This window comes from Pseudovibrio denitrificans JCM 12308 (genome assembly GCF_001310815.1).
In the GTDB taxonomy this organism is placed as follows: domain Bacteria; phylum Pseudomonadota; class Alphaproteobacteria; order Rhizobiales; family Stappiaceae; genus Pseudovibrio; species Pseudovibrio denitrificans.
In genome coordinates this window covers 125,729-151,053 of sequence record NZ_BAZK01000012.1, presented here as the reverse complement: position 1 = coordinate 151,053, position 25,325 = coordinate 125,729, and the positions used below count along the sequence as shown (strand labels likewise).

Genomic DNA, 25,325 nt, shown 5'->3' with positions numbered 1-25,325 from the left:
TCCCCGCCGCGACGGTGAGAGTCATAATGAACCTCACTACGTCGCGAGAGAAAGAAAACGTCATGCAGATTCAGTTGCAACCAGTTTCCAGTTTGGATCGTTCACGCCAGTCACGCGAGCAAAGGTCCAGATGTCGGTCAGCTCGCTCACCGCTGTTGGGTCACCATCCACGATACGGTTTTCAGAGTCCCGTGTCGCGGTGATCAGCTGGCTCTTGAAGCGAACGGTCACTTCAGCAAGGCTGTCTTTCTGGTTGAACACGGCTTCCACGATGTCAGCCTTGTCGATACCCACGAAGGTGGACTCAACACGCTCATTGCGGCTTTCACGGTCATCAATCGCTGCGGAGAAACCGGTGAATACCTCAGGAGAAAGCAGGTCTTTGAGCGTGCGGCGATCACCCTGAGCAAACGACATCAGAATGATTTCGTAAGCGCCACGGGCACCCTCAACGAACTCTTTAGGATTGAAAGACGGCTCAGCTTTCCAGATTTCGCGCAGGCCGTGGTTCAGATCAGTGCCCTTCTTGGCAACTTTGTCGATCTCGGCCTCAATCTGCTCGCGAGCTTCACGCTCAGCGCGCTCAGGATCGTGGTGAACATGTTCACTGCCTGGAAGAGGAATAACATTGTCCTCATTCTCAGGTGCCTGAGTCTTTTGAGAGTCTTGTTTTTGCTGGGCAGAATACGGGTCAAAAGGTTGACGCTCGTTACCGGTGCGATTGCCCAAAACGGAGCGTAACCGCAGGAAAATAACAACTGCCGCAATAAGGAAGATGATGTTGTAGACGTCGAATATTTCGTTCATTCCGAGTACCGACCGGTCCTTTACTCGTTGGCTGCCAGGCGCCGATGATCAAATGCTTTAGATATCTAGATAAGGTGCTCTAACTCATTTTTACAGGCTCTGTCACTAATTTAAGGTTTCTATCAGCAACATCCAGCTATTTCGTGTTCATCCCAACGCCTTTTTAAGGTCTTAACACGCAAGTATAAGCTTAAATCAGTCATTGCAATTCTGCAGAAACAACCCACTATATGAAAGATCACTTCAAATTGAGGTGATCAACAAACACAATAGACCTGAACCAACGCGGACGCTATGCCACTCGGACTTATCATTCTTGCCTGTTTCATTCTGCTGCCAACTATTGAGATCTATCTCTTTATTGAAGTCGGAAGTGTCATCGGCGCAATCCCAACCATCCTGCTGACTGTAGCTTCCGCAGCTGCCGGCACGTATATGCTGCGCCAGCAAGGTCTGTCTTTGCTCATGCGCATGCGCGCTGAAATGGATGCTGGCCGGGTTCCAAGTCACGAGATGATGCATGGCGCCATGATCGTCTTTGCGGGCCTCATGTTGTTGATCCCAGGCTTCTTTACAGATGCGATCGGCCTTCTGCTGTTTATCCCGCCAGTGCGCGAGGTCATCGGCAATTATCTGGCCCGTCATGTGAAGGTGCAGAACATTCACGTCAATCCGGGTTACCGTCGTCAGGATGGAACCGTAGACCTGAACGAGGACGAGTGGAGCTCCTCCCGTCACGGTGAGGAAGACACCCCGTCTCGCCCACGCTCCAATGATCCGGACCAGATCAGCCCGTGGTCTGGTGACGACGATAAGCGTCGCTAATCAGAAAACTTACTGGAGAGCAGCCTGAACAGAGGCCGGGCTCTCCAACAGTGTCGCGACCAACGCCAGCAGATAAGTAATGTTCAGCTCCTGCTCATCATTCCACGTGGTTGAGAAACACCAACTGTTGCCATCGTCATCTTCCAGCGCATACGTCATGTTGAGCACGCCGATCTCGCTGCCGCCCTTATAAGCGTAGGCCACCCAATTATCTGGCTCCGCCACGCCTGGATTCACGAAAATCCCTTTAATATCCTTCACCTTCCTCACGATCTTGCACAGCTCGCGATTGGAAATGTACCATTCAATGCCTTCCGTCAAAGGCACGGAAACCTTGTCGATTGAGGGCAACTGAGCAGGCAACGCCGCAAGAATGCGCGCCCGTTCTTCAGGTCCCGCCTGACGATAAGCCTCTGCTGTTTTCTCATCGGCTTTTAAGTGAAACAGCTGCTGTGTGGTCAGTGCTGGTGAGGTCTCTCCCGGCAACATCACATTTTCCTGTCCCACCAGATCCATCAGCAAGTCCGTGGCGGTGTTGTCAGAGATCTCAATCATGTTGCGGGCCACATCCAGCAAAACGAACTTCTTGCCGACCGGCTCGTTCTGCATCGTTCCACCCGGATACGAGATATGCCGTTGTTCAAGTGTGATTTTCTCCTGCCAGCTCAGGTCTCCATCTCTCACCCGCTGTGCCAGCTGGTCCAGCACATAAAGCTTGAAGGCAGACCCGACGGCGAGCCGATCATCACTATTATGCTCCGCATGTACCTTGTCGTTCTGCATCAGCAAAAAGCTCTGTTTAGGCGCTTGCTGCTTCATGTGGTCCAGCAAGTCTTCATGCTTCACGTCCTTCACCAACGCGAAGCGAAACAGTAGACCCGTCAGCTGACCATCCTTGTTCTGTTTCAAAAGCGTAGGGATTGTGTAGGATTTCGTCTCAACGAGAAACTTATGCGGATCCTGTGTTGGTACCACATCAACCGCCGGACCATAAATCGAGCGCTGTTCTGAAAGAATGGAAACCAGCAGCTCTTTTGGGATCTTCTTGTAGACCTCTGGCGCAAAATCATCGGCGTCAAACTTAGGTCCATTCCAGACTTTCTTGAGCACTTCCACCGGGCTCTTCGCTTCTTGCGCACCAGCAGAACCCGAGGCCACTACGAACACCAGTAGAGCGCATAACGCCTTAAAATAACTAAGCAATTGCATCTCCAGAATATCTACTCGAAGTATATGCATCCTAGGCACATAAAAACTAACATTACCTTAGGTGAAGGGGCGGCTAGTCACCCCGAAACAACTCCCTGTACCCTCGCTGAGATCCTGCCGGTAACCAACAAATAAAGTTGAAGAGAACCACGCTAGTATTCACGACCCTTAAAACTTATAATTGCACGAATTAATTAGTGTATTTGTGGGCGGGATTACATGGCGGCGCATCAAACCTCCAGTCGAGTGGATTGGGTCGACTACGCGAAAGGTTTCTGCATCTTTCTCGTGGTGATGATGCATTCAACCCTTGGGGTTGGCAGCGCCATTGGCGAAATGGGCTTCATGGGCGACATTGTCGCTTTCGCTAAACCTTTCCGCATGCCGGACTTTTTCATGATCTCCGGCCTCTTCCTCGCCCTGACACTGGACCGGGACTGGCGCCTGTATCTGGACCGCAAAGTGGTTCACTTCTTCTACTTCTACATTCTCTGGCTCACCATCCAGTTTGGAATGAAGGCACCGTCCTTTGCTGCCGAGTTCGGCTGGGATGGCGTGTTGATGCACTACGCCCTCGCCTTCGTGCAGCCCTTCGGAACCCTCTGGTTCATCTACGCTCTGCCGGTCTTCTTCGTCATCACCAAGCTGCTGCATTCGCTAAAAGTGCCATGGCAGGTGACCATGCTGGTCGCTGCGGGCCTTCAGATCAGCCAGGTACATACCGGTTCCGTGCTGATTGACGAAACCGCCTCTCGCTTTGTGTTCTTCTTCGCAGGCTATGTGTTTGCGCAAAAAATCTTCGTGATTGCCGATTGGGTGCGTGAAAACACCATGAAAGGTCTTGCCTTTGTCTTCGTCTGGGCCGTGGTCAATGGCCTCTTCGTCGGCTACGGCTACGCCGATCTGCCTTCGCCTCACTGGCGCTCGGCGGACTGGGTGCATTAGCGGTGATCACAGTCTCAGCGCTGCTGTCCAAAGTCAAAGCGCTGGACCTGCTCCGCTACATGGGCAAGAACTCCATCGTAATCTATCTGTCCTTCTTCTTCCCAATGGCCGTGTCGCGCACCATCCTGTTGAAGCTAGGCATCATTGAAGATGCTGGCCTGATCTCGCTGATCGTCACCTGCACGGCGACCATTGCACCAATGATCCTGTTTTGGCTGATCAGTAAACTCGGTTACGGCCAGTTCCTGTTCAAACGACCTGCATGGGCCTACATCGCAGAAATGCCGCGTGCCAAAAGCCCTGCACCCTCACCAACCTGAGCGCAGTACTAAATGCTGATTTTGTGAGCCCTCGAAGCCTCCGCTGTCGGGGGCTTTTTCTATCAAGCCACAGCTCGGCCAATTTTAGTGGTTGGGTTCAGAAGGTCTTTCCGGTCTTTGCTTAGTGTTTCCCGTGAAACAGCTATTCGCGTGACAAGATCAGGGAAGACACATCCATGAAACTCGGGGCTCTCAGGGTTCTGCCGCTACTTCTCATTTTGATCGCCATCGGCTGGCTGGAGCTGCGCCCCTTCCCGGCTGTTGCGCAAAAAGAAGACAAAGCCCGGCAAATTCTCCACGAGACCATCGAGAAGTTTCAGGATATCAAGCAGATGACGTTCACGGTCTATGCCAGTGAAGAACGCATCTTCAAAGACATGGTGCCACTCAACTTCGTCTTCGAGTACACGGTCAACATCCTCGGTCAGGGCGATCTTAAGATTGATCTCCCACGCCCGAACGGCGTCAGCGAAATCTACCTCGACGACGGCATCATCACCTACTTCGACAAAACACGGAACATCTACACGCAGGGCGACTTCAACGGCACCGCCTCAGAGCTGATTGAGGTCCTGCGCAACGACTTCCAGCTCACCCTGCCCGGTATAGATCTGGTCAACCCGGAACTGGACAAGATGGTCGACGAGCTGACAACCCGCTCCGTCTATGTGGGCCGCGAAGTCCTGCCAGAAGGCGTCGCCCATCATCTCGCCTTCTTTAACGACGAAGTAGATTGGCAGCTATGGGTCTACGAAGACACCGGCCTACCCGGCTATCTTATTATCACCTATAAGGAAATCGGCGGGCTGCCTCAAACGCACCTGTCATATCGGGGATGGAATCTTGATCCCCAGTTGCAGCCGAAAGACTTCAGGTTCCAGGCACCAGAAGGTGCGGAACGCTTCAGCCTGCCCGCCCTTTCAGCAGTAGAAAACGGAGGGAACTCAAGATGAGTTGCTCCACCACCCACCTTCGCGGTCACGCCACCAGAACGCTGGCGACTCTTGTCCTCCTCTCCGGCTTCAGCCTCTCTGCAGCTCAGGCGCAGGAAACCCCACCACCACCCAAACAGGCCACTCCTGCTGAGGTCGTTGAGTGTGAGGAAGATTTCATGAAACGCGAGGGCAAGACGGATCTCGGGACCTCCCAATACCGCGAAAAGATCCGCGATCTTTGCAACAAATCCGTCCTCGGTGCGCAAAAATCTGAGAACGGCAACGAACCAGCCACCAACGATTACTACTTCAGCGGTGACAACAGCGGTTTCGTCTATGACCTCAGCGACGAATGCCAGCAAGTGCGCATTCAGGATGAGCTCATCTTCATCTGCCCGGAAGGCAAATATAAACCCACCATCCGCAACAACCGCACTGGCTTCATGCCCTACACCGAGCCCACAGAACCCATCCGCCCCGGCGAAAAGCCGTGAGGAAAATTGCGGGTTAGCGCTCTGTTCGCTCGCGATACTTGTCAAACTGACTCATGACCCAACTGCGGGGTCGCCCTATCCTCCGGACTGGACTTCTACGCCTGACAGAACGCTCTTCGTGTAGCCTTCAACATCATTCGTCGAGGCAAAATTGCTGATAAAATCAAAAGCATACGTTCTGTAGGAGTCGTAATTGTAAGGCGGTGTGGAGGCTTGTCTGACATGCAAGCACGAACAACTAAATTTGCAAATCGCTCAGGGTCATTTCCACTTTCTTCGCTTTTCGCCATGCTGTTAATTGCACGTGTTGTGGAGGGTTCATACGGGTCGTTGTCGGATGGGCTTCGCCTTCTCGCTGCACCAAAGTCAGTTCGATGATCTCCCGGTTCCACCAGCATAACGTGAAGCCCGAAAGGGGCGACCTCCATTGATAAAGCCGCCGCATAGTTCGCAATCGCGGCTTTCGATGCGCTGTAAAGTGCTTGAAAAGGGATTGGGAGCCGTGATGCAATAGAGCCGACAATGACAATCGTTCCTGATCGCCTTTTTCGCATATCAGGAAGAAAGGCGCGTACCATTCTATCAACGCCGAGTAGGTTGGTGTCGATCTGTCGAACGGCTTCGGAAGCAGCTGTCATTTCGATAGGTCCAGCGATGCCAGAACCCGCATTCAATATCAAACAGTCGGGGACAAGGTTGATGCGGTTGCGAAGTGCAAGCACAGAATCTTCGTCGCACACATCAAGTTCTTCTAGGGTACCTCCATGGCGAGATGTACCAATCGCTTGCCACCCGTTTACTGTGAAAGCTTTTAACATTGCGGCACCCAGCCCTTTGGAGGCACCAGAAATTAAAACAGAATTCATGAGCAATTCTCCAGATTTCAAATATGTTATCGATGGTAACATTGGTTGAGGTTATTTGGTCAAGTGGAAAGTTATCAATGGTAACATCGAAGCAAGAAAAACAAGTTCCGGGCGCATCCGAGTATCATCACGGACGATTGCGTGAAGCGCTTCTGGATGCTGTCGAAGCTCAGTTGCCTGAAAAAGGGCCGGAGGGGGTGAGCTTACGGGCTGCAGCCAAGCATGCAGGTGTCTCCTCTGCTGCAGCTTTCAGGCACTTCAAAGACAAGCGGGCTGTGATGACGGCAGTTGCTGTCCGCGCACATCGCGGAATGGCGGAGCATATGGAAACGGCAGCCACTGAAGCGCGCAGCGCGGGGCTCTCGGTGTTTTCCGCTAAAGGGCGGGCCTATCTGGATTTTGCTCTTTCTGAGCCTGCCAAGTTCAAAACAATGTTCCGTACGGCATTGTTGGATGAGACCGATGCAGATTTAGTCGAAGCAGAGGCCCGCATGACGCGCTTATTGCTTAACGATGCTGGTGAAGATGAAAAACACGCTGAAATCCCAGCTAAATCCCTGCTTGCGTGGGGACCGTGCACGGCCTGGCAATGCTCTCGATTGAAGGTGGGCTACCAAACACAGCCACGAAGGATAAACGATCAGCAATTCTGGAAGCATTAGCTTTGTTAGAACCACAGGATGAGTGAGAGTAACTTCATTTTGTGAGGTGGAAGTTGAGAGCCAGGTAGCCAGAGGCCGTCCCAACCCCACCCTCCGCTAAAACATCATTGAAAAAGGGTTAATAGCCCTTTCTTTGTGCGCAATTGACGGGCATGATCCAGCCCATGTCGACACAATCCATTGCCCCAGCTCTCACAGAGAACGATCACCTCATCCTGATCGATGGCTCTACCTTCATTTTCCGCGCGTATCACGCGCTGCCGCCGCTTACTCGCAAGCCCGACGGACTGCCCGTTGGCGCGGTTTCCGGCTTCTGCAACATGCTCTGGAAAATGATGCAGGAAGGCCCGACCAAGGAAGAAGGCGACGAGCCAACACACTTCGCCGTGATTTTCGATAAGTCCGGCAAAACCTTCCGCAACGATTTCTACCCGGAATACAAGGCCCACCGCCCGCCGCCACCAGAAGATCTGCGTCCGCAGTTTGGCCTGATCCGTCAGGCAACGCGCGCATTCGGCGTGCCTGCCATTGAGCAGCAGGGCTACGAGGCTGACGACCTGATCGCCACCTACGCCCGTCAGGCAGAGGCTCAAGGCGCGCGCGTCACCATCGTTTCCGGCGATAAAGACTGATGCAGCTCGTCACCGATAAGATCGGCATGGTCGATACCATGAAGAACAAAATCATCGGTAAGCCTGAGGTCTTCGAGAAGTTTGGCGTTGGTCCGGAAAAGGTCGTCGAAGTGCAGTCGCTGGCAGGCGATAGCGTCGATAACGTGCCGGGCGTTCCAGGCATCGGCCTGAAAACCGCCGCTCTGCTCATCAACGAGTTCGGTGATCTGGATACCCTTCTGGAACAAGCCGAAACCATCAAGCAGAAGAAGCGCCGCGAGAACCTTATCGAGTTCGCTGAACAGGCCCGCATTTCCAAGCGCCTTGTGCAGCTGGAAGAAGCCGTGCCGGTGGAAACCCCGGTCGAAGACTTCTCCGTTTGCGATGTTGACGGCGCGCAGGCAGTCAGCTTCCTCAAGGCCATGGGCTTCACCAGCCTCACCAAGAAAGTGGCAGATAAAACCGGCGCCGTGCTGGAAAACATTGAAGCTGCTGATGTTGTGATCGAAGGCTGGGAAAGCACTGCAAAACCGGCAGAACAAGCTGAGGATTCTGCGGGAGAACTTGAGGGTAAAGCATGGACCGCCGCCCCTCTGGCAGAGAAAGTTGCAGCTGAAATATCTGCACTTCCTATAGATAATTCCGCCTACGAAACAGTTTCCACCGTCGAGCGCCTCAAAGAGTGGATAGCGGAAGCCTATGAAGTAGGCTACGTGGCTGTGGACACCGAGACGGATGCCCTCAACGCCATGGAATCCGGCCTCGTCGGCGTCTCCCTTTCCTGCACACCGGGCAAGGCCTGCTATATCCCGCTGGCCCACGTGGACGGCGAAGGTGATCTCCTCGGCGGCGGCGCGCTGCTGGAAGGCCAGATCCCGCTTCAGGAAGCCATCGCTCTGCTCAAGCCAATGCTGGAAGACCCGGCAGTCCTCAAAATCGCGCAGAACATGAAGTACGACTGGCTCGTGCTCAAGCGCTACGGCGTGGAAATGGCGCCGTTTGATGACACCATGCTGCTCTCTTACGCGCTCGACGCAGGCATGGGCGGCAACGGCATGGACGAGCTCTCCCAGCGCTGGCTCAACCACACGCCAATCCCGTTCAAGGAAGTGTGCGGCTCTGGCAAATCCCAGATCTCCTTCGATAAGGTGCCGCTGGACAAAGCCACCGCCTATGCGGCGGAAGATGCAGACGTCACCCTGCGCCTCTGGAAAATCCTCAAACCACGCCTCGCCGCTGAGGAAATGACCGTGGTTTATGAGCGTCTGGAGCGCCCAATGGTCGCCACGCTGGCCAAAATGGAGCGCCGCGGCATCTCCATCGACCGTCAGATGCTCTCCCTGCTCTCCGGTGAGTTTGCCCAGGGCGCAGCGCGTCTGGAAAGCGAAATCCACGACGTCGCAGGCGAAATCTTCAACGTTGGGCTCGCCAAAGCAGCTGGGTGAAATTCTGTTCGGCAAAATGGGCCTGCCAGGTGGCAAAAAAACCAAGACAGGCGCTTGGTCTACCTCCGCTTCCGTACTGGATGATCTGGCCGCTCAAGGCCATGAGCTGCCAAGCAAAATCGTAGAGTGGCGCCAGCTGAGCAAGCTGAAATCCACCTACACCGACGCCCTGCCAAGCTTCATCAATCAGGAGACGGGCCGCGTCCACACCTCGTTCTCGCTGGCGTCCACCTCCACGGGCCGTTTGTCCTCCTCCGAGCCAAACATCCAGAACATCCCGATCAGAACCTCTGAGGGCCGCAAGATCCGTCAGGCGTTTATCGCGGAAAAGGGCAAGAAGCTCATTTCTGCCGATTACAGCCAGATCGAACTGCGCGTGCTCGCTCACATGGCCGATATTCCGCAGCTCAAACAGGCATTTGCTGATGGGCTCGACATTCACGCCATGACAGCCTCCGAGATGTTTGGTGTGCCGATTGAAGCATGGACCCAATGGTCCGCCGCCGCGCCAAGGCGATCAACTTCGGCATCATCTACGGTATCTCCGCGTTCGGCCTTGCCAACCAGCTGGGCATCGCACGCGGTGAAGCGGGCGACTACATCAAAACGTATTTTGAGCGCTTCCCGGGCATCAAAGACTACATGGAAGAAACCAAAAAGTTCGTCCATGCAAATGGTTACGTCGAAACCATCTTTGGCCGCCGCGCCCACTATCCGGATGTAAACACCAAGAACCCAAACATGCGTCAGTTCTACGAGCGCGCAGCCATCAACGCCCCAATTCAGGGCTCCGCGGCAGATATCATCCGCCGCGCTATGGTGCGCATGGATGAGGTTCTGGAAGCGGCAAATCTGGACGCACAAATGCTGTTGCAGGTGCACGACGAACTGATCTTTGAACTGCCTGAGGATCAGGTGGAAGAGACCAAAAAACTCGTCATCGCCACCATGGAAAAAGCAACAGAACCAGCCCTCCAGCTCTCTGTCCCCCTCAAGGTGGAAGCAGAAGCTGCAGACAACTGGGAAGAGGCGCACTAGCGCCTCTTTTTCCTTCGGAGCAAGGCATTAGCCCCTGCGATCAGTGAGCCCCGGGTCAACAAACCACCACCCCGGGCCTCCCTAAACCGCCCTCACAAAGCCCCCACCAGCACTCTCAACCGACCACGGCTCCTAAACCGCCAGGCCACACCCCTCGATGTCATCCCGGCCTCCGAGCCGGGATCCATGGGCCATCCCCTCAAACTCAGCCGCTTTTGCGTCGGTATCCCTTCGCAGCCACCTCATCAGCCCTGTCATCAAGACTGTTCCGTGCTGCTCTAGATCCCGGATCACCGCTCCGCTCGTCCGGCATGACGTCAGAGGGTGACGACAACCCAACCCCCTCCACCGTCATCCCGCACTCGCTGCGGGACCCAGCAAACCTCACGCGTTCTCCAGAAAACCCGCTTCCCGCAACTAAGAACCTTTCAACACCCCAGCGCCTCACCCACCGGTGTCATCCCGGCCTCCCAGCCGGGATCCATAGGCCACCCCCTCAAACTCAGCCGCTTTTGCGTCGGTATCCCTTCGCAGCCAATTCATCGGCCCAGCCATCAAGGCCGTTTCGTGCTGCTCTGGATCCCGGATCACCGCTCCGCTCGTCCGGGATGACGTCAGAGAGTGACAACAGCCCATATCCCACCACCGTCATCCCGCACTTGATGCGGGATCCAGCAAACCTCACGCATTCTCTAGAAAGCCCACTGCCCGCAACCAAGAGCCTCCCAAAGCCCAAGCACCTCACCCACCGGTGTCATCCCCGCCCTCGAGCCGGGATCCATAGGCAGAAAAGACTGGTGTTGGTTATAAGAGAGGCACCCCAATGCCTCTCTTACTTTGGGACTGCTTTATAAATCGCAGGCTTCAACGAAACGCCCTGCTCCAATGGAGACCTCAACTCAAAGAACAACGGTCCCTCTGAGAAGTTATAGACCCGCACAAGTACAAACCGTTCTGGCACATCCTTGGAGAACCTCAGTTCATTCTCAGAAAGGTAAAACGGCGTCTCACGGTTGCCATTTGTGGTTTTCACCTCAATAAGCCGCTCAGATCCATCGAGCTCATAAGACCGGATGTCATAACCCAACCCATCGCCTTCTTCCTGAGAAACCCAACGGACTTTCTCCGCGAGATCTGGCCTTTCAGCGGCCTCAAGCCGTTGCTTTTCCAATTGAAACACGTAGGCTTCGCCTTGTTGACCAAGCTCCCGATTATTTGCATCCCGTTCCGCATAATCCAGCTTCTGCGCCCGGCGAACTGCACTGCGAGGTTTCGTCAGCTCAATCGTGGCAGCTTGAGACGGAGGCGGAGCAATGTATCCCTCTCCCTCTTCATCAAGCTCTAGTCGTGTTTTTGGAAGTTCTTGTAAGCTGTCTTGTTCTCGACCATCGAAGTGACGCTGAACTGCATTTTCGAGTGACCGCTGATAGTTCTTAGCTGGGCGTAGGCCTTTCACCCATGGATGCTTACGTGCATCCAACACAGCGCTTACGTTCTGCTGTTTGAACTCAATAGATTTTTCTGAACGGGGAATAGAAAGCGCTAGTTCTCTCCTCCGAGCAGCTTTGTTGAAACTCTGCCCCTGAAGTTCCAGCTTCAACATCTCAAAATAGTCAGCGACAAGAAGATCATTCTCCTCGTCAGTCCAATCATTCGCGCCCATAAAAACTCATATCAAACAATGTTTGAATCGAGATTATCATGTTCAATCTGCAACTTTAAATAGGCTTTATCGCGCTACCTCTCATCCCGTACATACAGCTGATGCGGAAGTCCTTCTTCGATGAAGTTCTTGAGATAACGAAAGCCTGCGCGTTGAGAGCAGCGGATAGCGGAGGTGTTTTCTGGTCTGTGGCCAACGCAAAACAGCCTGTCTTCAGGGCTGACGAGCAGCTTTACGTGATCAACGGCTGTAGTCAGCATGGCAGGCCCTAGTCGCTGGCCGAGAACGGCAGGGTTGCCGATGTAGTAATCAAAGCTAACCCCAACAGTTATGCCGATTGTATCGCGACCGTAATCGGGAAAGCTTTGGTTGAGATACCATTGCAGATACCCAAAAGGAGCACCCCCTTGCTCTGCAATCAAGCAATGAGTTGGGTGTTCATCGGAAACGCGGCAGGCATAGCGCTCTGTCACTTGTTCAAGTGTGCTCGGTTCACGCTCATAAAAGGGCCGCAGATGAGGCTGGTTGAGCCATTCATGTAGCAACGGCATATCCGAAACAGTAAGCGCCCTAACGCGAATAGTAGTGCTCTGTACCTCGCCCATCCTCAAAACCTCCATTCCCCTAAGACAAAACAAACCCCGCCATGAAAGACGGGGTTTGATAATATCCGGCGGACTTGTAGGGCATCAAGGCCGGCAGGATTACCTTGCTGGTCTACCAGCCGCAGGATTTGCCTTTGTTCTGCTCATCCAGATAGGCTTTGAGCGGAGCAAAATACTCAAGAATAGCGGTCGCATCGGCCTCACGGCTGCCGGTGAAGGCTTCCAGACTGTCCTGCCACGGCAGAGCGGAACCTGTTTCCAGCATCGCATTGAATTTCTTGCCAACTTCCTTGTTGCCATAGATGGAACACGCCGCCAGCGGTCCTTCCCAACCAGCAATGCGGCAGGCCTCACGGTAGAACTGGAACTGGAAGATATGCGCGAGGAAGTAGCGGGTGTACGGAACATTGTTTGGAATGTGATACTTGGCACCCGGATCAAATGCATCCGCTGCGCGCTCAACCGGTGCAGCAACACCTTGATACTTCTCACGAAGCTCCCACCAACCGTCATTGTAGGCCTCTGGCGTCAGCTCACCGTTAAACACCTTCCAGCGCCACTGGTCCACCAGCAGCCCAAATGGCAGAAACGCGATCTTATCCAGAGCTTGCGCCATCAGAATGTTGGTGTTCACTTCTTCTGAAGCATCCAGAGGCAGAAGGCCGATCTGTTTCAGATACTTAGGCGTAATGGAAAGGCTCACCATATCGCCAATCGCCTCATGGAACCCGTCATTCGGGTCATCCTGATACATGGGCGACTGGTGGTTATAGGCGCGCTGATAGAAGTTGTGCCCCAGCTCATGGTGAACGGTGTTGAAGTCTTCCCCTGTCACCTCGGTGCACATCTTGATGCGCAGATCATCTTTGCCATCCACATTCCAGGCGGATGCATGACACTGCACGTCACGATCACGTGGCTCGGTGATCAAGGAGCGTTCGTAGAAGGTTTCAGGCAACGGATCAAAGCCAAGCGAGGTGAAGAACCCTTCTGCCGTCTGCACCATCTTCAACGGCGTATAGTTCTGCTCTTCGAGCAGCGTGGTCAGGTCGTAGCCCTGATCGTCGCCATCAGCAGCAACCAGCGGATAGATGTTGCCCCACGACTGAGCCCACATATTACCCAGCAGATGCGCAGGGATTGGCCCATCCGCAGGGACTTTATCGGCACCGTAATGATCCACCAGTTTGCCGCGCACATAGCAATGCAGGCTGTCATAAAGCGGCTTCACCTCACCCCACAGGCGGTCGACATCCTGCCGGAAATCATCCGGATCCATATCGTATTTGGAACGCCACATGGAGCCTGTGTCTTTGAAACCAAGCTCCTGAGAGCCCTGATTGGCGATGCCAACCATCTCCGTATACATGTCCTTCATGGGCGGAGAAACAGTGCGCCAGCCTTTCCAGACCTCCAGCAGCTTGTCGTAGTCACGGCTCGTCGCCATGATGCGGCTCAGCTTGGAAAGAGACAGTTCCTCACCATCAATCTCATACTTGCCGGTGCCGTAAAGGGTTTCCATCTCGGTATTGATCTGAGCAAGCTTCTTGATCTTGGCAGGGTCGTATTCAGGTGCTGGTAGCGTCAGATTCAGCTTCAAAAGCTTCATTTTGCGGGCAAGGTCCGGCGGAAGATCAAGCCCATCAAACTGCTTTGTCTGGTTGGCGAGTGAAACGTAAAGTTTTGTGGTCCGCTCAGACATCAAAGCATTCAGCCAGTTGGTGTCATAAGTGATGAAGTTGGCATTCACCCACGCAATGCGGCCAGCTTCCTCTCCAATCTCCTGAATGGCTTTTTCTGAAGACTCAATGAATGCTTTCGCATCCTCAACCGTTACGGCCTTCTCCCCCTCAGCCTGTGCTGCACTCAGCGGAATGAGTGCAAGCGAAAGTGCAGGCAACACAGATAAAAAACGCTTCATGAGAGCCTCCCCCAACCATGGCGTACTTAAGAGATTTCAAATGTATTTCTTATGCATAATCTCTCTGTTATGCCGTAACGGTAAGGGTTTTATCCTGTAAGTCTAGCCCGTTTATCCGCGATATTTATCCTATTTTGGCGATAAACTCGCAAAATTATTGCACGTGCATTAGCGGTAAATTGCAACCACTTAGTTCTCTTCAGCAGCTCTATGTCTATTCCTGAAGCTGGCTAACTATTGCGGTTCAGTACATCGTTTCTGGTGCGCAATGGTCACCATCGTGAATCACCAAAAGCAAGCGCTCTGTCACCCATGCAAAAACGATCACGCGACGTTCACTTGCCTGCCTATATGTGCTGTGTTTAATCCCCTTAGGGTCACGATCCCTCTTAAGCTGAGTAGAACATGACAGAGATCTCCAGACGACAGCTCCTGCTCTCCGCCGCTGCCTTTTCCGCTGCTCCCCTTTTCATCGGGCGCGCTCAGGCAACGGATACGGATGTGTTGGTCATCGGAGCTGGCGCTGCTGGCATTTCCGCTGCACGGGCGTTGAAGAGCCGGGGTTACTCAGTCATCACCATTGAGGCATCGGGCCGGATCGGCGGAAGAATTCTGACTGATAACGAGAGCTTCGGTGTTCCCTTCGATATGGGCGCCTCTCGCTTCATAATCGGGAAAACAACCCTTTCGCGGATTATGGCCTCGCCAACGGCTTTGATATCTACCGTGCACCTGATGAAACTCTCATGTATGTCGGTGACCGCCCGATAAATGACTCTGAAAAAGCAGCGTTTTTTCAAGCTCAGCGCAAAGCCCTCCGTGCCATGTGGCGTGCTGGCCGCGATGAACTGGACGTCTCTCCCGCCTCCGTCATTCCGGATCTGGGAGATTGGGGCCTGACCGTGGACTTCCTCATCGGCGCCTACGAAATCGCCAAGGATCTCGACAGCTTCTCCTGCGTGGATTGGTACACCGCAGCAGGCGGCAGTGATTTCTATTGCAGACAAGGCATCGGCACCCTGTTTCAGCATTCAGCGCGTGATGTTGCTGTACAAACCGATGTAACGGCAGAGAAAATCCGCTGGGGTGGGCAAGGCGTGACTGTCGAAACCAGCGAAGGCACCATCACAGCAAAGGCAGTCGTTGTCACCGTCTCAACAGGTGTGTTGGCCTCTGGAGATATTGAGTTCGATCCTCCGCTCCCGGTAAAAAAACAGGAAGCAATTCAAGAGCTTCCAATGGGCCACTACTTCCATGTTGGCCTGCAGATGAGCAAAAACATCTTCGGCACCGGAGCTGATGCCTACTTCAACTACAAAGTGGATGAAGAAGTTGACGGCTCTCCCAAAGCCTTCGGTGCGCTCACCAACGCAGGCGGCACAGATCTTTGCTATTTTGATATGGGCGGAGATTTCGCCAAACACCTGCTCGAAGCAGGCAACAACGCAGCCTATGACTTTGTCGTTTCAGAACTGAAACGGATGTTTGGCAACCACATCGAAAAATACATCGTAGAGTCCAACAGCTACGACTGGCTGCATGACCCTTACACCTACGGCTCCTATGCTGCAGCCAAGCCTGGTGGGTTCTGGGCCAGAGATGAGATGCGCGAAAACATAGCCGACCGCATTTGGTTCGCAGGCGAAGCCATGAGTGATGATGATTGGTCTACCATCGCTGGCGCCCACAAATCCGGTCTCATCGTTGCTGAGGAAATCTCAGAGGTTCTCTAGAGACCTGAGGGCCCAAGGCGATCTCATAGCCCCATAATTTCTGGATAGGATCAAACTACGGATTTTGTAGTGTTGCAGGACCTGATGACCAGCTACTCAGCCATCGTTTCCTGTAGGAGCACACATGACCAAAGTTCTGATCCTGTACTATTCCACCTACGGGCATATAGAAACGCTCGCCAACGCGATGGCTGAAGGCGTTGAAGCGGCTGGAGCGACACCAACAATCAAGCGAGTGCCAGAGTTGACGCCGGAAGATGTCGCTCGGGCACACAAGTTCAAGCTGGATCAACCAGCTCCAATCGCTGAACCAAATGAACTGGCCGATTATGATGCCATCATCTTTGGCACCCCAACCCGCTTCGGCAACATGGCCTCCCAAATGCGCAGCTTTCTGGATCAGACTGGCGGCCTATGGGTTCAGGGCAAACTGGCAGGCAAGGTCGGCAGCGTCTTCACATCCACCGGAACTGGTTCAGGCAATGAAACAACCATCAGCTCGTTCTGGACCACCCTCGCCCATCAGGGAATGGTCATCGTCGGACTGCCATACACCTGCCCGGAAATCTCAGACATTTCGGAGGTGCTAGGCGGATCGCCTTATGGAGCTGGCACCATTGCTGGGGGAGACGGGTCGCTGAAGCCAAAGGAAAAGGAGCTGAACATGGCTCGTTACCAAGGAAAACATGTCGCAGAAATTGCGAAGAAGCTCAGCGCCTGACGCTCCTCCAAGGCCATCGTCGAGATACAAAACGAGGTATTGGGGGGGCTTGTCCGCGAGTTGTGCCAAATCCTGAATGATCTGCATTTCCGCTTCAAAAACTGATAAGGTTTCTCGAAATTTGTCCTTGACCTCAACTTAACTTGAGGAGCTAGAACGCCCCAAAATACCAGCAAAATAATAGAAAAATCGCTGGTCTGATCGTTCTTGAAAGGAACTGAAATGCAGGAACCGGGCGCAAGCGCCAACAGCAGTTGGGCTGAACTATTCACGGGCAAGCAAGCTATTGCTTCATTGGTCCTTTCTGGTGGGATCGCGCTGCACGCCGTGAACACCTACATCTCCGCAACCATGCTCCCCTCCATCACCGCAGATATCGGCGGGCTGGACTATTATGCATGGAACACCAGCCTCTTCATTCTCGCAGCAATCCTCAGTGCTGCGGTGGCAGGTAAGGTGCTGCAACGCATTGGTGCTCGGCATTCATTCTTTCTGGCAGCTGTTGTGTTCATGACGGGCAGCGCGCTGGCAGCTATCGCCCCCAATATGGGCGTAATGCTTCTGGGGCGGTCTGTTCAGGGGGCTGGTGGCGGTCTCATCTTCACCCTCTGCTATTCCATGATCGCTTTCATGTATCCAGAGCGCCTCTGGTCCCGTGCCTTCGCGCTTCTTTCCGGCACATGGGGCATCACCACCCTGTTCGGACCAGCCATTGGCGGCATTTTTGCTGAGCTTGGCATCTGGCGCGCCGGTTTTGGTGTGCTGGTTCCGGTGACGATCCTTTACATCATGGCCACGCTGGCCCTTTTGCCAAAGCATCAGGAAAACGGCGGCTCAGAGCACCCGATCCCGCTTGGTCAGCTGGCTCTTCTTGCAGGTTCCGTGCTCGTACTCTCCATCACCAGCGTGTTTGAAGGCATCATCTGGAGCGTTCTCGGCTTCGCCCTTTCCATTGCAATGATCCTCACTCTGATGAAGCGTGAGAAGAAGGCATCCACCCGCCTTTTTCCAAAAGGAGCCTTGGAGTGGGGCTCGCCGTTGTTCTTTGTGTTTGCCAGCATGGCGCTCTTGATCCTCTGCGTGAACACAGAATTTTTCATGCCGTTCTATCTTCAGAAACTGTTCGCTGTTTCTCCATTATGGGCTGGATACATTGCAGCAACGGTTTCAATTGGGTGGGCGTCCATGGAGGTCTATAGCGCCCGCTTTACCGATCAGGCCATGCGCCGCGTCGTGAACATCGGCCCTGTTCTCATGGCCATTGGCTTGATGACACTGGCCATTATTCTGCCCGTTGGCACTGCAGGAAACCTGATGGCGCTGGTGGTCATCACCCTCGCCCTCATTTGCATCGGTGCCGGCATAGGCATCGGCTGGCCACATCTGGGCGTATTCGCGCTTCATTTGACGCCGGATGATGACAAGGAAAATGCAGCCTCCGCACTCGCAACCGTGCAGACCTTCGCAGTTGCATTCGGTACAGCGCTCGCGGGCCTCATTGCCAACTCAACCGGCTTCAACAGCACGGTTGGCACTACAGGCATCGCCAACTCAGCCTTCTGGCTCTTCTCCAGCTTCGCTGTTTTCGGTGTGCTTGGATTTTTCAGTGCGCGCAAAATCACCAAGTGGCACGCCAGTCACGGTATGGAAGAGCCGCAAACACAGGCTTAAGGAGCTGAAGAGAAAGAGTTTTACGGCGTCATGAGCGTCCTTGTTTCACCTAAAGATCTAGCAATGCTTGCTTAAGGCAATCATTAGATTGCAGATTGCCGTAAACGTAAGTTGGCAATCTCACTGTGATACCACCCTCAGAACAATATGAGGAGAAGTGTCATGTTGAGGAAACTTGGCGCAGAATTTGTAGGAACCTTTGCTCTGGTCTCCGCGGTGTGCGGCGGGGCATTGGTTTCTTACGCACCGGTTGAATGGTATGGCGGATCTGGCCTGCTGGGTGTGGCTTTCGCTGTTGGTCTTTCAGTTGTTTGTATGGCCTACGCTTTTGGCAATATCTCAGGTGCTCATTTCAATCCATCGGTAACCATCGGCCTCTGGGCCGCCAAGCGGTTCCCAACCGCAGATGTAATCCCCTACATCATCGCTCAGGTTATCGGTGGCACAGCCGCTGCCTTTGTGTTCTGGACTATTCTCGCCCACGGCCCCGGTGATCCTCCAGGCTTCGCCTCCAACGGCTATGGAGAACACTCCAACGGTGGCTTCTCTGAAATCGCAGTGGCGATTACAGAAATCACCGTGACGGCTCTCTTCCTGATCGTGATCATCGGCGCAACCTCGAAAAAGGCTCCAGCAGCCCTTGCGCCACTCGCCATCGGCTCATGCTGGCATGTATGCACATCATCGCAATCCCGATTTCAGGTGCTTCTTTGAACCCAGCCCGCTCCACCGCAACAGCTATCGTCAACGGTGGTTGGGCTCTTGAGCAGCTCTGGATGTTCTGGTTTGCCCCAATCGTTGGCGCTTTAGTCGGAGCAGCAGTCTGCTGGATCATCGGCACCTGCGGGCGGGAAGAAACCGATTAACCGGCAGAATTTACAACACAATCTAGCCCTGTCCACGTTTGAAAAGATGTGAGCAGGGCCAATTACACCTGCTCATTAAATCCCCAGCTAGGGAAAACCCCTCAATTAAAACTTGACTATTATACTCATATTTATAAAACACAGTTAGAAACAACGTTTGCAAAATGCAGACTCAAGCTAGCTAAAGCAGCGTCTCAGCCAGCCACTCCCATACAAATTCAGACTGAGGCGATCATGTCTAATTCGCGCTACTCCCGTGCGGCCCTCCTGGCCAGCACGACCCTCTCGCTCGCCCTGATTTCTGCGAGTGTCTCGGCACAAGAGGCTGCTCCGAGGCTAGCTAATGAAAATCCGACTACGATGCTTGATGAGATCATCGTAAATGCAGGCAAGGAGAAGGTGGCTATCGATACACCGCAATCCGTGTCTGCTGTGGGACAGGAAGAAATTGACGCTGCTCAGGCTTCAACACTGGGTGAAATCATTGATGCTTTACCTGGTGTGTCCGTCACCAATCCTGATGCAACGTTCGGGCAAGGCTTCAATATTCGTGGCATTGGTGGTGCTTTTGCTGCAGATGAAAGCAGAATTATCATTCAAGTCGATGGTGTCAAAAAGTACTTTGAACAGTACCGGATGGGATCTCTCTTCACTGATCCCGAGCTGATGAAGCGAGTTGAGGTGCTTCGCGGCCCGGCTTCTTCTACTCTGTATGGTGCAGGAGCAATTGCTGGTGTGATCGCCCTTGAAACAAAGGATGCGAGTGATTTTCTTGCGGGTGATGACAAATATGCGGTCCGCGCTAAAACCTCTTGGGAATCCAATGGCAACTCACCGCTCGCTTCTATCATTACGGCAGTGAAACCGACAGAGGATCTCGAGTTTCTGGCCAACTTTCAGTATCGCAAGTCCGGCAATTACGATGCTGCAAAAGGCAAGGTGCTTGAGAACGGTGACATCACCTCGCTATCAGGCCTGGCGAAGTTGGGCTACACCTTTGGCACAAACCGCGATCAGAAGATCGAAGCCAGTTATCAGCGCCTGTATGCTGATGGTGAGAACCTGCCATACGATCAACTCACCTACAGCGATGCCTTCGGTCTGACAAATCGCATCGTCGATGACCAAACTGCGGTGCTTTCTTATGAGAACACCTTTTATGGCAATGACCTGTTAGATATTGAAGCTCAGATCTCTTATTCTGATACTGAAGTCGATCAAAAGCATCCCGGAAACATCTATTTCGGTGACCGGGCAAAGTACAGCTACACGACGTGGCAGGCCAACCTACAGAACACGTCCCGTTTTGATCTTTCAGACAATGTCGAAACTTACTTCACATATGGTGGTGAGTACCTGAACAGAGAGCGTCTGAACCCACGTTATAGACCAGGCGGTGTTGTTCAGCCAGGTTCAGGGTCTCACCCGGAAGGAAGAACCGAGCTTGCTGGCATCTTCGGTCAAGCTGAGATCATTGTTGGAGAAAGGCTAACGCTAACACCGGGCATGCGCATTGACTATACGCGCCTTAAGCCAGGTGATGGTGTCGCCAGTGATGAAGAGCTGAAGAAGTTTGCATATTCACCAAAGATTGCAGCGCTTTATAAGGTCAATGATTGGTTTGGTGTATTCGGCTCAATCGCCCACACTGAACGCCTGCCAACCGTGGATGAAACATTCAGCAATGGCAACATTGTTGACGGTAAGCTGCAACATCTGGATTTGGAAAAATCCAATAACTTTGAAGCAGGCTTCACGTTCTCGTTTGATGATACGCTGCAGCAAGATGATGCGATCCGCTTTAAAGCAACAGGGTTCTACAACATTATTGAGAACCACATTTCAACGGTGTTTGATGGAACCTTTGCCCGGACAGTTATCACTGAAGAAGCACTCCTTCGCGGTTTGGAACTGGAAGCAGCCTATGACTCTCCGAACTGGTACGGCAGCTTCGGCTCCACGATTACACGGGGTAATGACACCTCTGGCGATAAAGACAAGTATCTTGAAAGCGTCGCCGCAGATAATGGCTTCTTGCGCGTCGGTTACAAGTACCAGCCGTGGAGCTTGGATGCATCCTGGCGTGTGGATGTCTATGCTCCGCAAAATCGCACGGAAGATCCAAACAACAAAACTCCAGGATACGCTCTGCATCAGGCCAACTTGAGCTGGAAGCCTCAGGAAGGTGCATTTGCAGGTGCTGAAGTCCGAGCGAGTGTGACAAATATCTTTGATAAGAAGTTCCAATCTCACTTGAGCTCATCTGAAGGCAAAGGCCGTTCTTTCAAGCTTAGCTTGGCGAAAACATTTTAAGCCTCTTTTCGGTGCGCTGTGAGAGCGGCGTGTCTGGCAATGCTGGTGAGACAGATTTGCCTGAATGAGGCCAGGCCCTTTGTGGCGGAGGGCTGGAGACGGCGGGGAAGCAATTCTCCGCCGCTTTCTTTTTGCAGCGTATCGCTGAAAAGTGATGGCTGCTTTAGGTAGTGACGAGAATGGCTTAGCCGTGCTCCGTTTCTAGCATCTCGGCCCAGGTCTTTGGACTGTCGCCGTTAAGTGGGTTTTTCTTGGAGCGTTTGTATTTGATGGTCTCAAAGTGCATGCTCAAAGTATCAGCCAACAGCATACGCCCGATCAGACCTTCACCAAATCCAACAATCTCCTTAATCACCTCAAGTGCCTGAAGCGTACCGACAAGGCCGGTCAATGCACCCAGCACGCCTGCTTCGGTACAGGTAGGGATAGAGCCAGCTTCAGGGCGTTTCGGGAAAAGGCAGCGGTAGGTTGGGTTAATGTAGTTGCCGTCATCATCCTGCACGAAGGGTTTCAGCAGCGTAACAGATCCGTCAAACTGCCCCACAGCAGCGGTAACCAAAGGACGTCCGGCATAAAAACACGCATCCGAAACGAGATAGCGGGTAGCGAAGTTATCAGAGCCATCAACGACAATATGGTAGTCATTGATCAGCGCCATGGCGTTTTGTCCGTTGATGCGGGTTGGATGCGGAACGACGCGCACATTCGGGTTCAGACGCGCGATTGCCTCGGCAGCACTGGCAACCTTTGGCTCCCCCAGTTTCTCAGTATCATGGATGATCTGACGCTGAAGGTTGGAGAGGGACACAACGTCATCATCAACAATGCCGATGGTGCCGACCCCCGCCGCAGCAAGGTATTGTAGAACCGGAGCACCAAGTCCCCCTGCTCCAATCACCAGAACACGCGCAGCTTTTAGTTTTTGTTGTCCAGGACCGCCAACATCGCGCAGGACGATATGACGAGCGTAACGTTCCAGTTCAGAAGCTGTAAGGGAAAGCAAGTGGGACTCCAATAGTTTAGCCGAGCAGGCGGCTCACCAGTCGGGCTGTGTAATCCACCATGGGAATGACACGCGCATAGTTGAGACGAGTCGGCCCAATAACACCAAGAACGCCCACAACGCGCTGTTCACTATCGCGGTATGGGGAAACGATCAAGGAAGAACCGGAAAGCGAGAACAGCTTGTTTTCCGAGCCGATAAAAATACGTACACCTTCACCGCCCTTGGCAAGATCCAGCAGCCGGATCAGCTCGCTCTTGTTTTCAAGGTCATCAAATAACAGGCGAATGCGCTCCAGATCTTCCTTCGCACCCACATTCTCCAGCAGGTTAGAGCGACCACGTACGATAAGCGTACCGGGATCATTCTTGTCACCACCCCAAACGGCAACACCTGCATCTACCACCTTGGAAGTGAGTGTATCCAGCTCTGCCTGAAACTCGTTTCGCTGCCGAACAAGCTCAGATTGCGCCTCGGCAAGTGTACGATTGCGGATGATGGAGTTTAAGTAGTTGGAAGCTTCTGTCAGAGCAGAAGGTGGCAGGCCAGCAGGCAGATCAACAACACGGTTTTCAACCGACCCATCCTCGCTCACTAGCACGACGAGCGCTTTCAGCGGCTCAATCTGCACAAACTCGATATGGCGAAGCGTTGTGTCCGTCTTGTTGGAAAGAACAACCCCTGCCCCTCGGCTCAAACCAGAGAGCATTTGGCTGGCTTCTGTCAACACCTGTTCCGGCGTTTTATCTCCGCCCTTAGCTTTCACCTGAACAGCAATTTGCTGGCGCTCTTCCTTGGTCAGGTCTCCCACTTCAAGGAAGCCATCCACGAACAGCCGCAATCCTGACTGTGTTGGCAGGCGGCCCGCGCTGGTATGCGGGGAATAGAGCAGTCCATGATGCTCTAGATCAGCCATCACATTGCGTATGGAGGCTGGAGAAAGAGGTTGGGAAAGGCCGCGTGCAAGATTGCGGGAGCCGAGCGGTTCGCCGGTATCAAGGTAGTTTTCGACGATGCGGCGGAAGATCTCGCGGGAACGCTCATCAAGATCCTCAAGAGGGACAGAAGGAGGAACGCTCGTCACGGTATCGGTACTCCACATCAACAGCAGGTTTCGGGCAAAGGCCTCCTTCAATCCCTAGCACAGGACAATTGAACAGCCAAAACGCAATTTTAGCAGAAAATCAGCTCCCAAACCAAAACCAGCCTTTGCGCTTGCGGCAATCCGCAGCTAAAAGATCCGCAATACCATTTGTGAGATTATAGCTATTAAGCAACCCGAGGGAGCTTACCTTGAACCGTCCATCCAAACGTACACCTGAAGAAATGCGTCCAGTCAGCCTGGAGCGCGGTGTTGCAAAGCATGCCGAAGGCTCTTGCCTGATCAAATTCGGCGATACCCACGTTCTGTGTACAGCAAGTTTGGAAGAGCGCGTTCCGCCGTGGCTCCGTGGCCAGAACCGTGGCTGGGTTACTGCAGAATATGGCATGCTGCCACGCGCAACACATGATCGTATGCGCCGTGAGTCCTCCGCAGGTAAGCAATCTGGCCGTACTCAGGAAATCCAGCGTCTTATTGGCCGTTCTCTGCGCGCTGTTGTTGATCTGGGTGCGCTGGGTGAGCGTCAGATCACTGTAGACTGTGATGTTATTCAGGCAGACGGTGGCACCCGCACAGCGTCCATTACCGGCGCATGGGTTGCTCTGCATGATTGCCTGAAGTGGATGGAAGCGCGCGACATGGTCAAGACCGATAAGGTTCTGAAAGACCACATCGCAGCGATCTCCTGCGGTATCTACGAAGGCACTCCGGTTGCTGATCTGGACTACGCAGAAGACTCTTCTGCTGACACCGATGCAAACTTCGTCATGACTGGCAAAGGCGGCATCGTTGAAATTCAGGGCACAGCTGAAGGCGAGCCATTCTCTGAAGAAGAACTCGGCCAGCTCATGGGCCTTGCAAAACAGTCCATTTCCAAACTGGTTGAGCTGCAGAAGCTGACGGTGCTCTAATGCAGGCAGAAACAACAGAAAGTCGGCGCCTGGAACCTGGCAAGCTCGTGCTTGCCAGCCACAACAAAGGCAAACTGCGCGAAATTCAGGACATGCTTGCCCCGCACGGCTTTGAGGTTCTCTCTGCTGGGGATCTGGATCTGCCAGAACCGGTAGAAGATGGCGACACTTTTGAAGCAAACGCTGCGATCAAAGCACTAGCTGCTGCAATGGCAACCGGCCTGCCAGCTCTTGCAGATGACAGCGGTTTTTGTGTAAACGGCCTGAACGGCGATCCGGGCATCTACTCCGCACGCTGGGCAGGACCGGGCAAAGACTTTGGCGTTGCCATGCAGTCTGTGCAGGACAAGCTGACAGAAACCGGCGCAACAGATCGCACCGCTTACTTCGTGGCTGTGCTGTGCATGGCTTGGCCGGATGGTCATACCCAGTTCTATCGCGGTGAAATCCACGGCGAGCTGGCCTGGCCACCACGCGGTCTGGAAGGTTTCGGCTACGATCCAATGTTCGTACCAGAAGAGTTCGACAGAACCTTCGGCGAAATGGACAAACAAGAAAAACACACAACGAAGGAAGGCGAGGCCCTGTCTCATCGCGCCCGCGCCTTTGTTAAGTTTCAGAAAGAGTGCTTGCCAGCGTAATGCGCGTTCCCGAAAAGT

General features: G+C 53.5%; 20 protein-coding genes and 3 pseudogenes. 14 read left to right on the top strand and 9 right to left on the bottom strand.

Going from position 1 to position 25,325, the window contains the following annotated elements:
* Positions 1-60: 60 nt before the first annotated feature.
* Positions 61-807, bottom strand: a complete 747-nt coding sequence (locus JCM12308_RS17295; protein WP_008550406.1) for a Tim44/TimA family putative adaptor protein — start codon at positions 805-807, stop codon at positions 61-63.
* A 294-nt stretch (positions 808-1,101) separates the two neighbouring features.
* On the opposite strand from JCM12308_RS17295, the gene JCM12308_RS17290 reads away from it, so the two are divergent.
* A complete protein-coding gene (locus tag JCM12308_RS17290) occupies positions 1,102-1,632 on the top strand; it encodes an FxsA family protein (protein WP_014283286.1) in 531 nt (176 codons plus the stop codon).
* Between the two features lie 9 nt (positions 1,633-1,641).
* Here the strand turns inward: JCM12308_RS17290 and JCM12308_RS17285 are convergent, their stop codons facing one another.
* Positions 1,642-2,835: a serine hydrolase gene (locus JCM12308_RS17285; protein WP_208608894.1), complete on the bottom strand. Its 1,194-nt coding sequence runs from the start codon at positions 2,833-2,835 to the stop codon at positions 1,642-1,644.
* Between the two features lie 225 nt (positions 2,836-3,060).
* On the opposite strand from JCM12308_RS17285, the pseudogene JCM12308_RS17280 reads away from it, so the two are divergent.
* The 3 genes and pseudogenes from JCM12308_RS17280 to JCM12308_RS17270 all read left to right on the top strand — a co-directional run bounded on the left by JCM12308_RS17280 (position 3,061) and on the right by JCM12308_RS17270 (position 5,535).
* Positions 3,061-4,106, top strand: a pseudogene (locus tag JCM12308_RS17280) (acyltransferase family protein).
* A gap of 176 nt (positions 4,107-4,282) precedes the next feature.
* The gene (locus JCM12308_RS17275) at positions 4,283-5,059 is read left to right on the top strand and encodes a DUF2092 domain-containing protein (RefSeq protein WP_054784563.1); all 777 of its coding nucleotides are present in this window, start codon (positions 4,283-4,285) and stop codon (positions 5,057-5,059) included.
* The gene (locus tag JCM12308_RS17270; protein ID WP_054784562.1) at positions 5,056-5,535 is read left to right on the top strand and encodes a hypothetical protein; all 480 of its coding nucleotides are present in this window, start codon (positions 5,056-5,058) and stop codon (positions 5,533-5,535) included. Before JCM12308_RS17275 ends, JCM12308_RS17270 begins: the two co-directional genes overlap by 4 nt.
* Positions 5,536-5,630: 95 nt before the next feature.
* Here the strand turns inward: JCM12308_RS17270 and JCM12308_RS17265 are convergent, their stop codons facing one another.
* Positions 5,631-6,401 (bottom strand): SDR family NAD(P)-dependent oxidoreductase, encoded by a 771-nt coding sequence (locus tag JCM12308_RS17265; protein ID WP_208608895.1) that lies wholly within the window; start codon positions 6,399-6,401, stop codon positions 5,631-5,633.
* Positions 6,402-6,478: 77 nt separating this feature from the next.
* Between JCM12308_RS17265 and JCM12308_RS17260 the strand changes: the two genes are divergently transcribed.
* A complete protein-coding gene (locus JCM12308_RS17260; protein WP_208978673.1) occupies positions 6,479-7,063 on the top strand; it encodes a TetR/AcrR family transcriptional regulator in 585 nt (194 codons plus the stop codon).
* Between the two features lie 152 nt (positions 7,064-7,215).
* A pseudogene (polA, locus tag JCM12308_RS17255) lies at positions 7,216-10,157 on the top strand (DNA polymerase I).
* Positions 10,158-10,659: 502 nt separating this feature from the next.
* On the opposite strand, the gene JCM12308_RS27895 reads toward polA, so the two are convergent.
* The 4 genes from JCM12308_RS27895 to JCM12308_RS17240 all read right to left on the bottom strand — a co-directional run bounded on the left by JCM12308_RS27895 (position 10,660) and on the right by JCM12308_RS17240 (position 14,346).
* Entirely contained in the window at positions 10,660-10,842 is a 183-nt protein-coding gene (locus tag JCM12308_RS27895) for a hypothetical protein (RefSeq protein ID WP_128647432.1), read from the bottom strand.
* Between the two features lie 147 nt (positions 10,843-10,989).
* The gene (locus JCM12308_RS17250; protein ID WP_054784560.1) at positions 10,990-11,820 is read right to left on the bottom strand and encodes a protein NO VEIN domain-containing protein; all 831 of its coding nucleotides are present in this window, start codon (positions 11,818-11,820) and stop codon (positions 10,990-10,992) included.
* 74 nt (positions 11,821-11,894) lie between these two features.
* The gene (locus JCM12308_RS17245) at positions 11,895-12,425 is read right to left on the bottom strand and encodes a GNAT family N-acetyltransferase (protein ID WP_164845332.1); all 531 of its coding nucleotides are present in this window, start codon (positions 12,423-12,425) and stop codon (positions 11,895-11,897) included.
* A 112-nt stretch (positions 12,426-12,537) separates the two neighbouring features.
* Positions 12,538-14,346 carry a M2 family metallopeptidase gene (locus JCM12308_RS17240; protein ID WP_054784558.1) on the bottom strand — a complete coding sequence of 603 codons (1,809 nt, stop codon included), beginning with the start codon at positions 14,344-14,346 and terminating at the stop codon, positions 12,538-12,540.
* A 405-nt stretch (positions 14,347-14,751) separates the two neighbouring features.
* Here JCM12308_RS17240 and JCM12308_RS30230 point away from each other — a divergent pair, with 405 nt between their 5' ends.
* The 6 genes and pseudogenes from JCM12308_RS30230 to JCM12308_RS17215 all read left to right on the top strand — a co-directional run bounded on the left by JCM12308_RS30230 (position 14,752) and on the right by JCM12308_RS17215 (position 21,650).
* On the top strand, positions 14,752-15,117 hold the full coding sequence (locus JCM12308_RS30230; protein ID WP_208978672.1) for an FAD-dependent oxidoreductase: 366 nt from the start codon (positions 14,752-14,754) through the stop codon (positions 15,115-15,117).
* Complete coding sequence (locus JCM12308_RS17235) at positions 15,093-16,079, top strand: flavin monoamine oxidase family protein (protein WP_208978671.1); 987 nt, start codon at positions 15,093-15,095, stop codon at positions 16,077-16,079. The genes JCM12308_RS30230 and JCM12308_RS17235 overlap by 25 nt, the downstream gene beginning before the upstream one ends.
* 124 nt (positions 16,080-16,203) lie before the next feature.
* Positions 16,204-16,800: an NAD(P)H:quinone oxidoreductase gene (wrbA, locus tag JCM12308_RS17230; RefSeq protein ID WP_054784557.1), complete on the top strand. Its 597-nt coding sequence runs from the start codon at positions 16,204-16,206 to the stop codon at positions 16,798-16,800.
* A gap of 207 nt (positions 16,801-17,007) precedes the next feature.
* Positions 17,008-18,471: an MFS transporter gene (locus tag JCM12308_RS17225; protein WP_208978670.1), complete on the top strand. Its 1,464-nt coding sequence runs from the start codon at positions 17,008-17,010 to the stop codon at positions 18,469-18,471.
* A 162-nt stretch (positions 18,472-18,633) separates the two neighbouring features.
* Positions 18,634-19,337 (top strand): annotated as a pseudogene (gene aqpZ / locus JCM12308_RS17220) (aquaporin Z).
* Between the two features lie 234 nt (positions 19,338-19,571).
* Positions 19,572-21,650 (top strand): TonB-dependent receptor domain-containing protein, encoded by a 2,079-nt coding sequence (locus JCM12308_RS17215; protein WP_083416824.1) that lies wholly within the window; start codon positions 19,572-19,574, stop codon positions 21,648-21,650.
* A 184-nt stretch (positions 21,651-21,834) separates the two neighbouring features.
* Here JCM12308_RS17215 and JCM12308_RS17210 read toward each other — a convergent pair whose 3' ends face one another.
* Both JCM12308_RS17210 and hrcA read right to left on the bottom strand, forming a co-directional pair.
* Positions 21,835-22,653, bottom strand: coding sequence for a HesA/MoeB/ThiF family protein (locus JCM12308_RS17210; protein WP_054784554.1), 819 nt, complete (start codon positions 22,651-22,653; stop codon positions 21,835-21,837).
* Positions 22,654-22,669: 16 nt separating this feature from the next.
* Positions 22,670-23,755 carry a heat-inducible transcriptional repressor HrcA gene (gene hrcA / locus JCM12308_RS17205; RefSeq protein WP_051125860.1) on the bottom strand — a complete coding sequence of 362 codons (1,086 nt, stop codon included), beginning with the start codon at positions 23,753-23,755 and terminating at the stop codon, positions 22,670-22,672.
* A 191-nt stretch (positions 23,756-23,946) separates the two neighbouring features.
* Here hrcA and rph point away from each other — a divergent pair, with 191 nt between their 5' ends.
* Positions 23,947-24,666, top strand: a complete 720-nt coding sequence (gene rph / locus JCM12308_RS17200) for a ribonuclease PH (RefSeq protein ID WP_008550448.1) — start codon at positions 23,947-23,949, stop codon at positions 24,664-24,666.
* On the top strand, positions 24,666-25,307 hold the full coding sequence (gene rdgB / locus JCM12308_RS17195) for an RdgB/HAM1 family non-canonical purine NTP pyrophosphatase (RefSeq protein WP_054784553.1): 642 nt from the start codon (positions 24,666-24,668) through the stop codon (positions 25,305-25,307). The genes rph and rdgB overlap by 1 nt, the downstream gene beginning before the upstream one ends.
* Positions 25,308-25,325: the final 18 nt, after the last annotated feature.

Excerpts from the sequence above, each read along its gene's own strand:
- JCM12308_RS17215 (WP_083416824.1), top strand. The coding sequence starts at position 19,572 with ATGTCTAATTCGCGCTACTCCCGTGCGGCCCTCCTGGCCAGCACGACC.
- JCM12308_RS30230 (WP_208978672.1), top strand. The coding sequence starts at position 14,752 with ATGACAGAGATCTCCAGACGACAGCTCCTGCTCTCCGCCGCTGCCTTT.
- JCM12308_RS17290 (WP_014283286.1), top strand. The coding sequence starts at position 1,102 with ATGCCACTCGGACTTATCATTCTTGCCTGTTTCATTCTGCTGCCAACT.
- JCM12308_RS17240 (WP_054784558.1), bottom strand. The coding sequence starts at position 14,346 with ATGAAGCGTTTTTTATCTGTGTTGCCTGCACTTTCGCTTGCACTCATT.
- JCM12308_RS17295 (WP_008550406.1), bottom strand. The coding sequence starts at position 807 with ATGAACGAAATATTCGACGTCTACAACATCATCTTCCTTATTGCGGCA.
- wrbA (WP_054784557.1), top strand. The coding sequence starts at position 16,204 with ATGACCAAAGTTCTGATCCTGTACTATTCCACCTACGGGCATATAGAA.
- JCM12308_RS17260 (WP_208978673.1), top strand. The coding sequence starts at position 6,479 with ATGGTAACATCGAAGCAAGAAAAACAAGTTCCGGGCGCATCCGAGTAT.
- JCM12308_RS17275 (WP_054784563.1), top strand. The coding sequence starts at position 4,283 with ATGAAACTCGGGGCTCTCAGGGTTCTGCCGCTACTTCTCATTTTGATC.
- JCM12308_RS17250 (WP_054784560.1), bottom strand. The coding sequence starts at position 11,820 with ATGGGCGCGAATGATTGGACTGACGAGGAGAATGATCTTCTTGTCGCT.
- hrcA (WP_051125860.1), bottom strand. The coding sequence starts at position 23,755 with ATGTGGAGTACCGATACCGTGACGAGCGTTCCTCCTTCTGTCCCTCTT.
- JCM12308_RS17265 (WP_208608895.1), bottom strand. The coding sequence starts at position 6,401 with ATGAATTCTGTTTTAATTTCTGGTGCCTCCAAAGGGCTGGGTGCCGCA.
- rdgB (WP_054784553.1), top strand. The coding sequence starts at position 24,666 with ATGCAGGCAGAAACAACAGAAAGTCGGCGCCTGGAACCTGGCAAGCTC.
- JCM12308_RS17245 (WP_164845332.1), bottom strand. The coding sequence starts at position 12,425 with ATGGGCGAGGTACAGAGCACTACTATTCGCGTTAGGGCGCTTACTGTT.
- JCM12308_RS17270 (WP_054784562.1), top strand. The coding sequence starts at position 5,056 with ATGAGTTGCTCCACCACCCACCTTCGCGGTCACGCCACCAGAACGCTG.
- JCM12308_RS17235 (WP_208978671.1), top strand. The coding sequence starts at position 15,093 with ATGTATGTCGGTGACCGCCCGATAAATGACTCTGAAAAAGCAGCGTTT.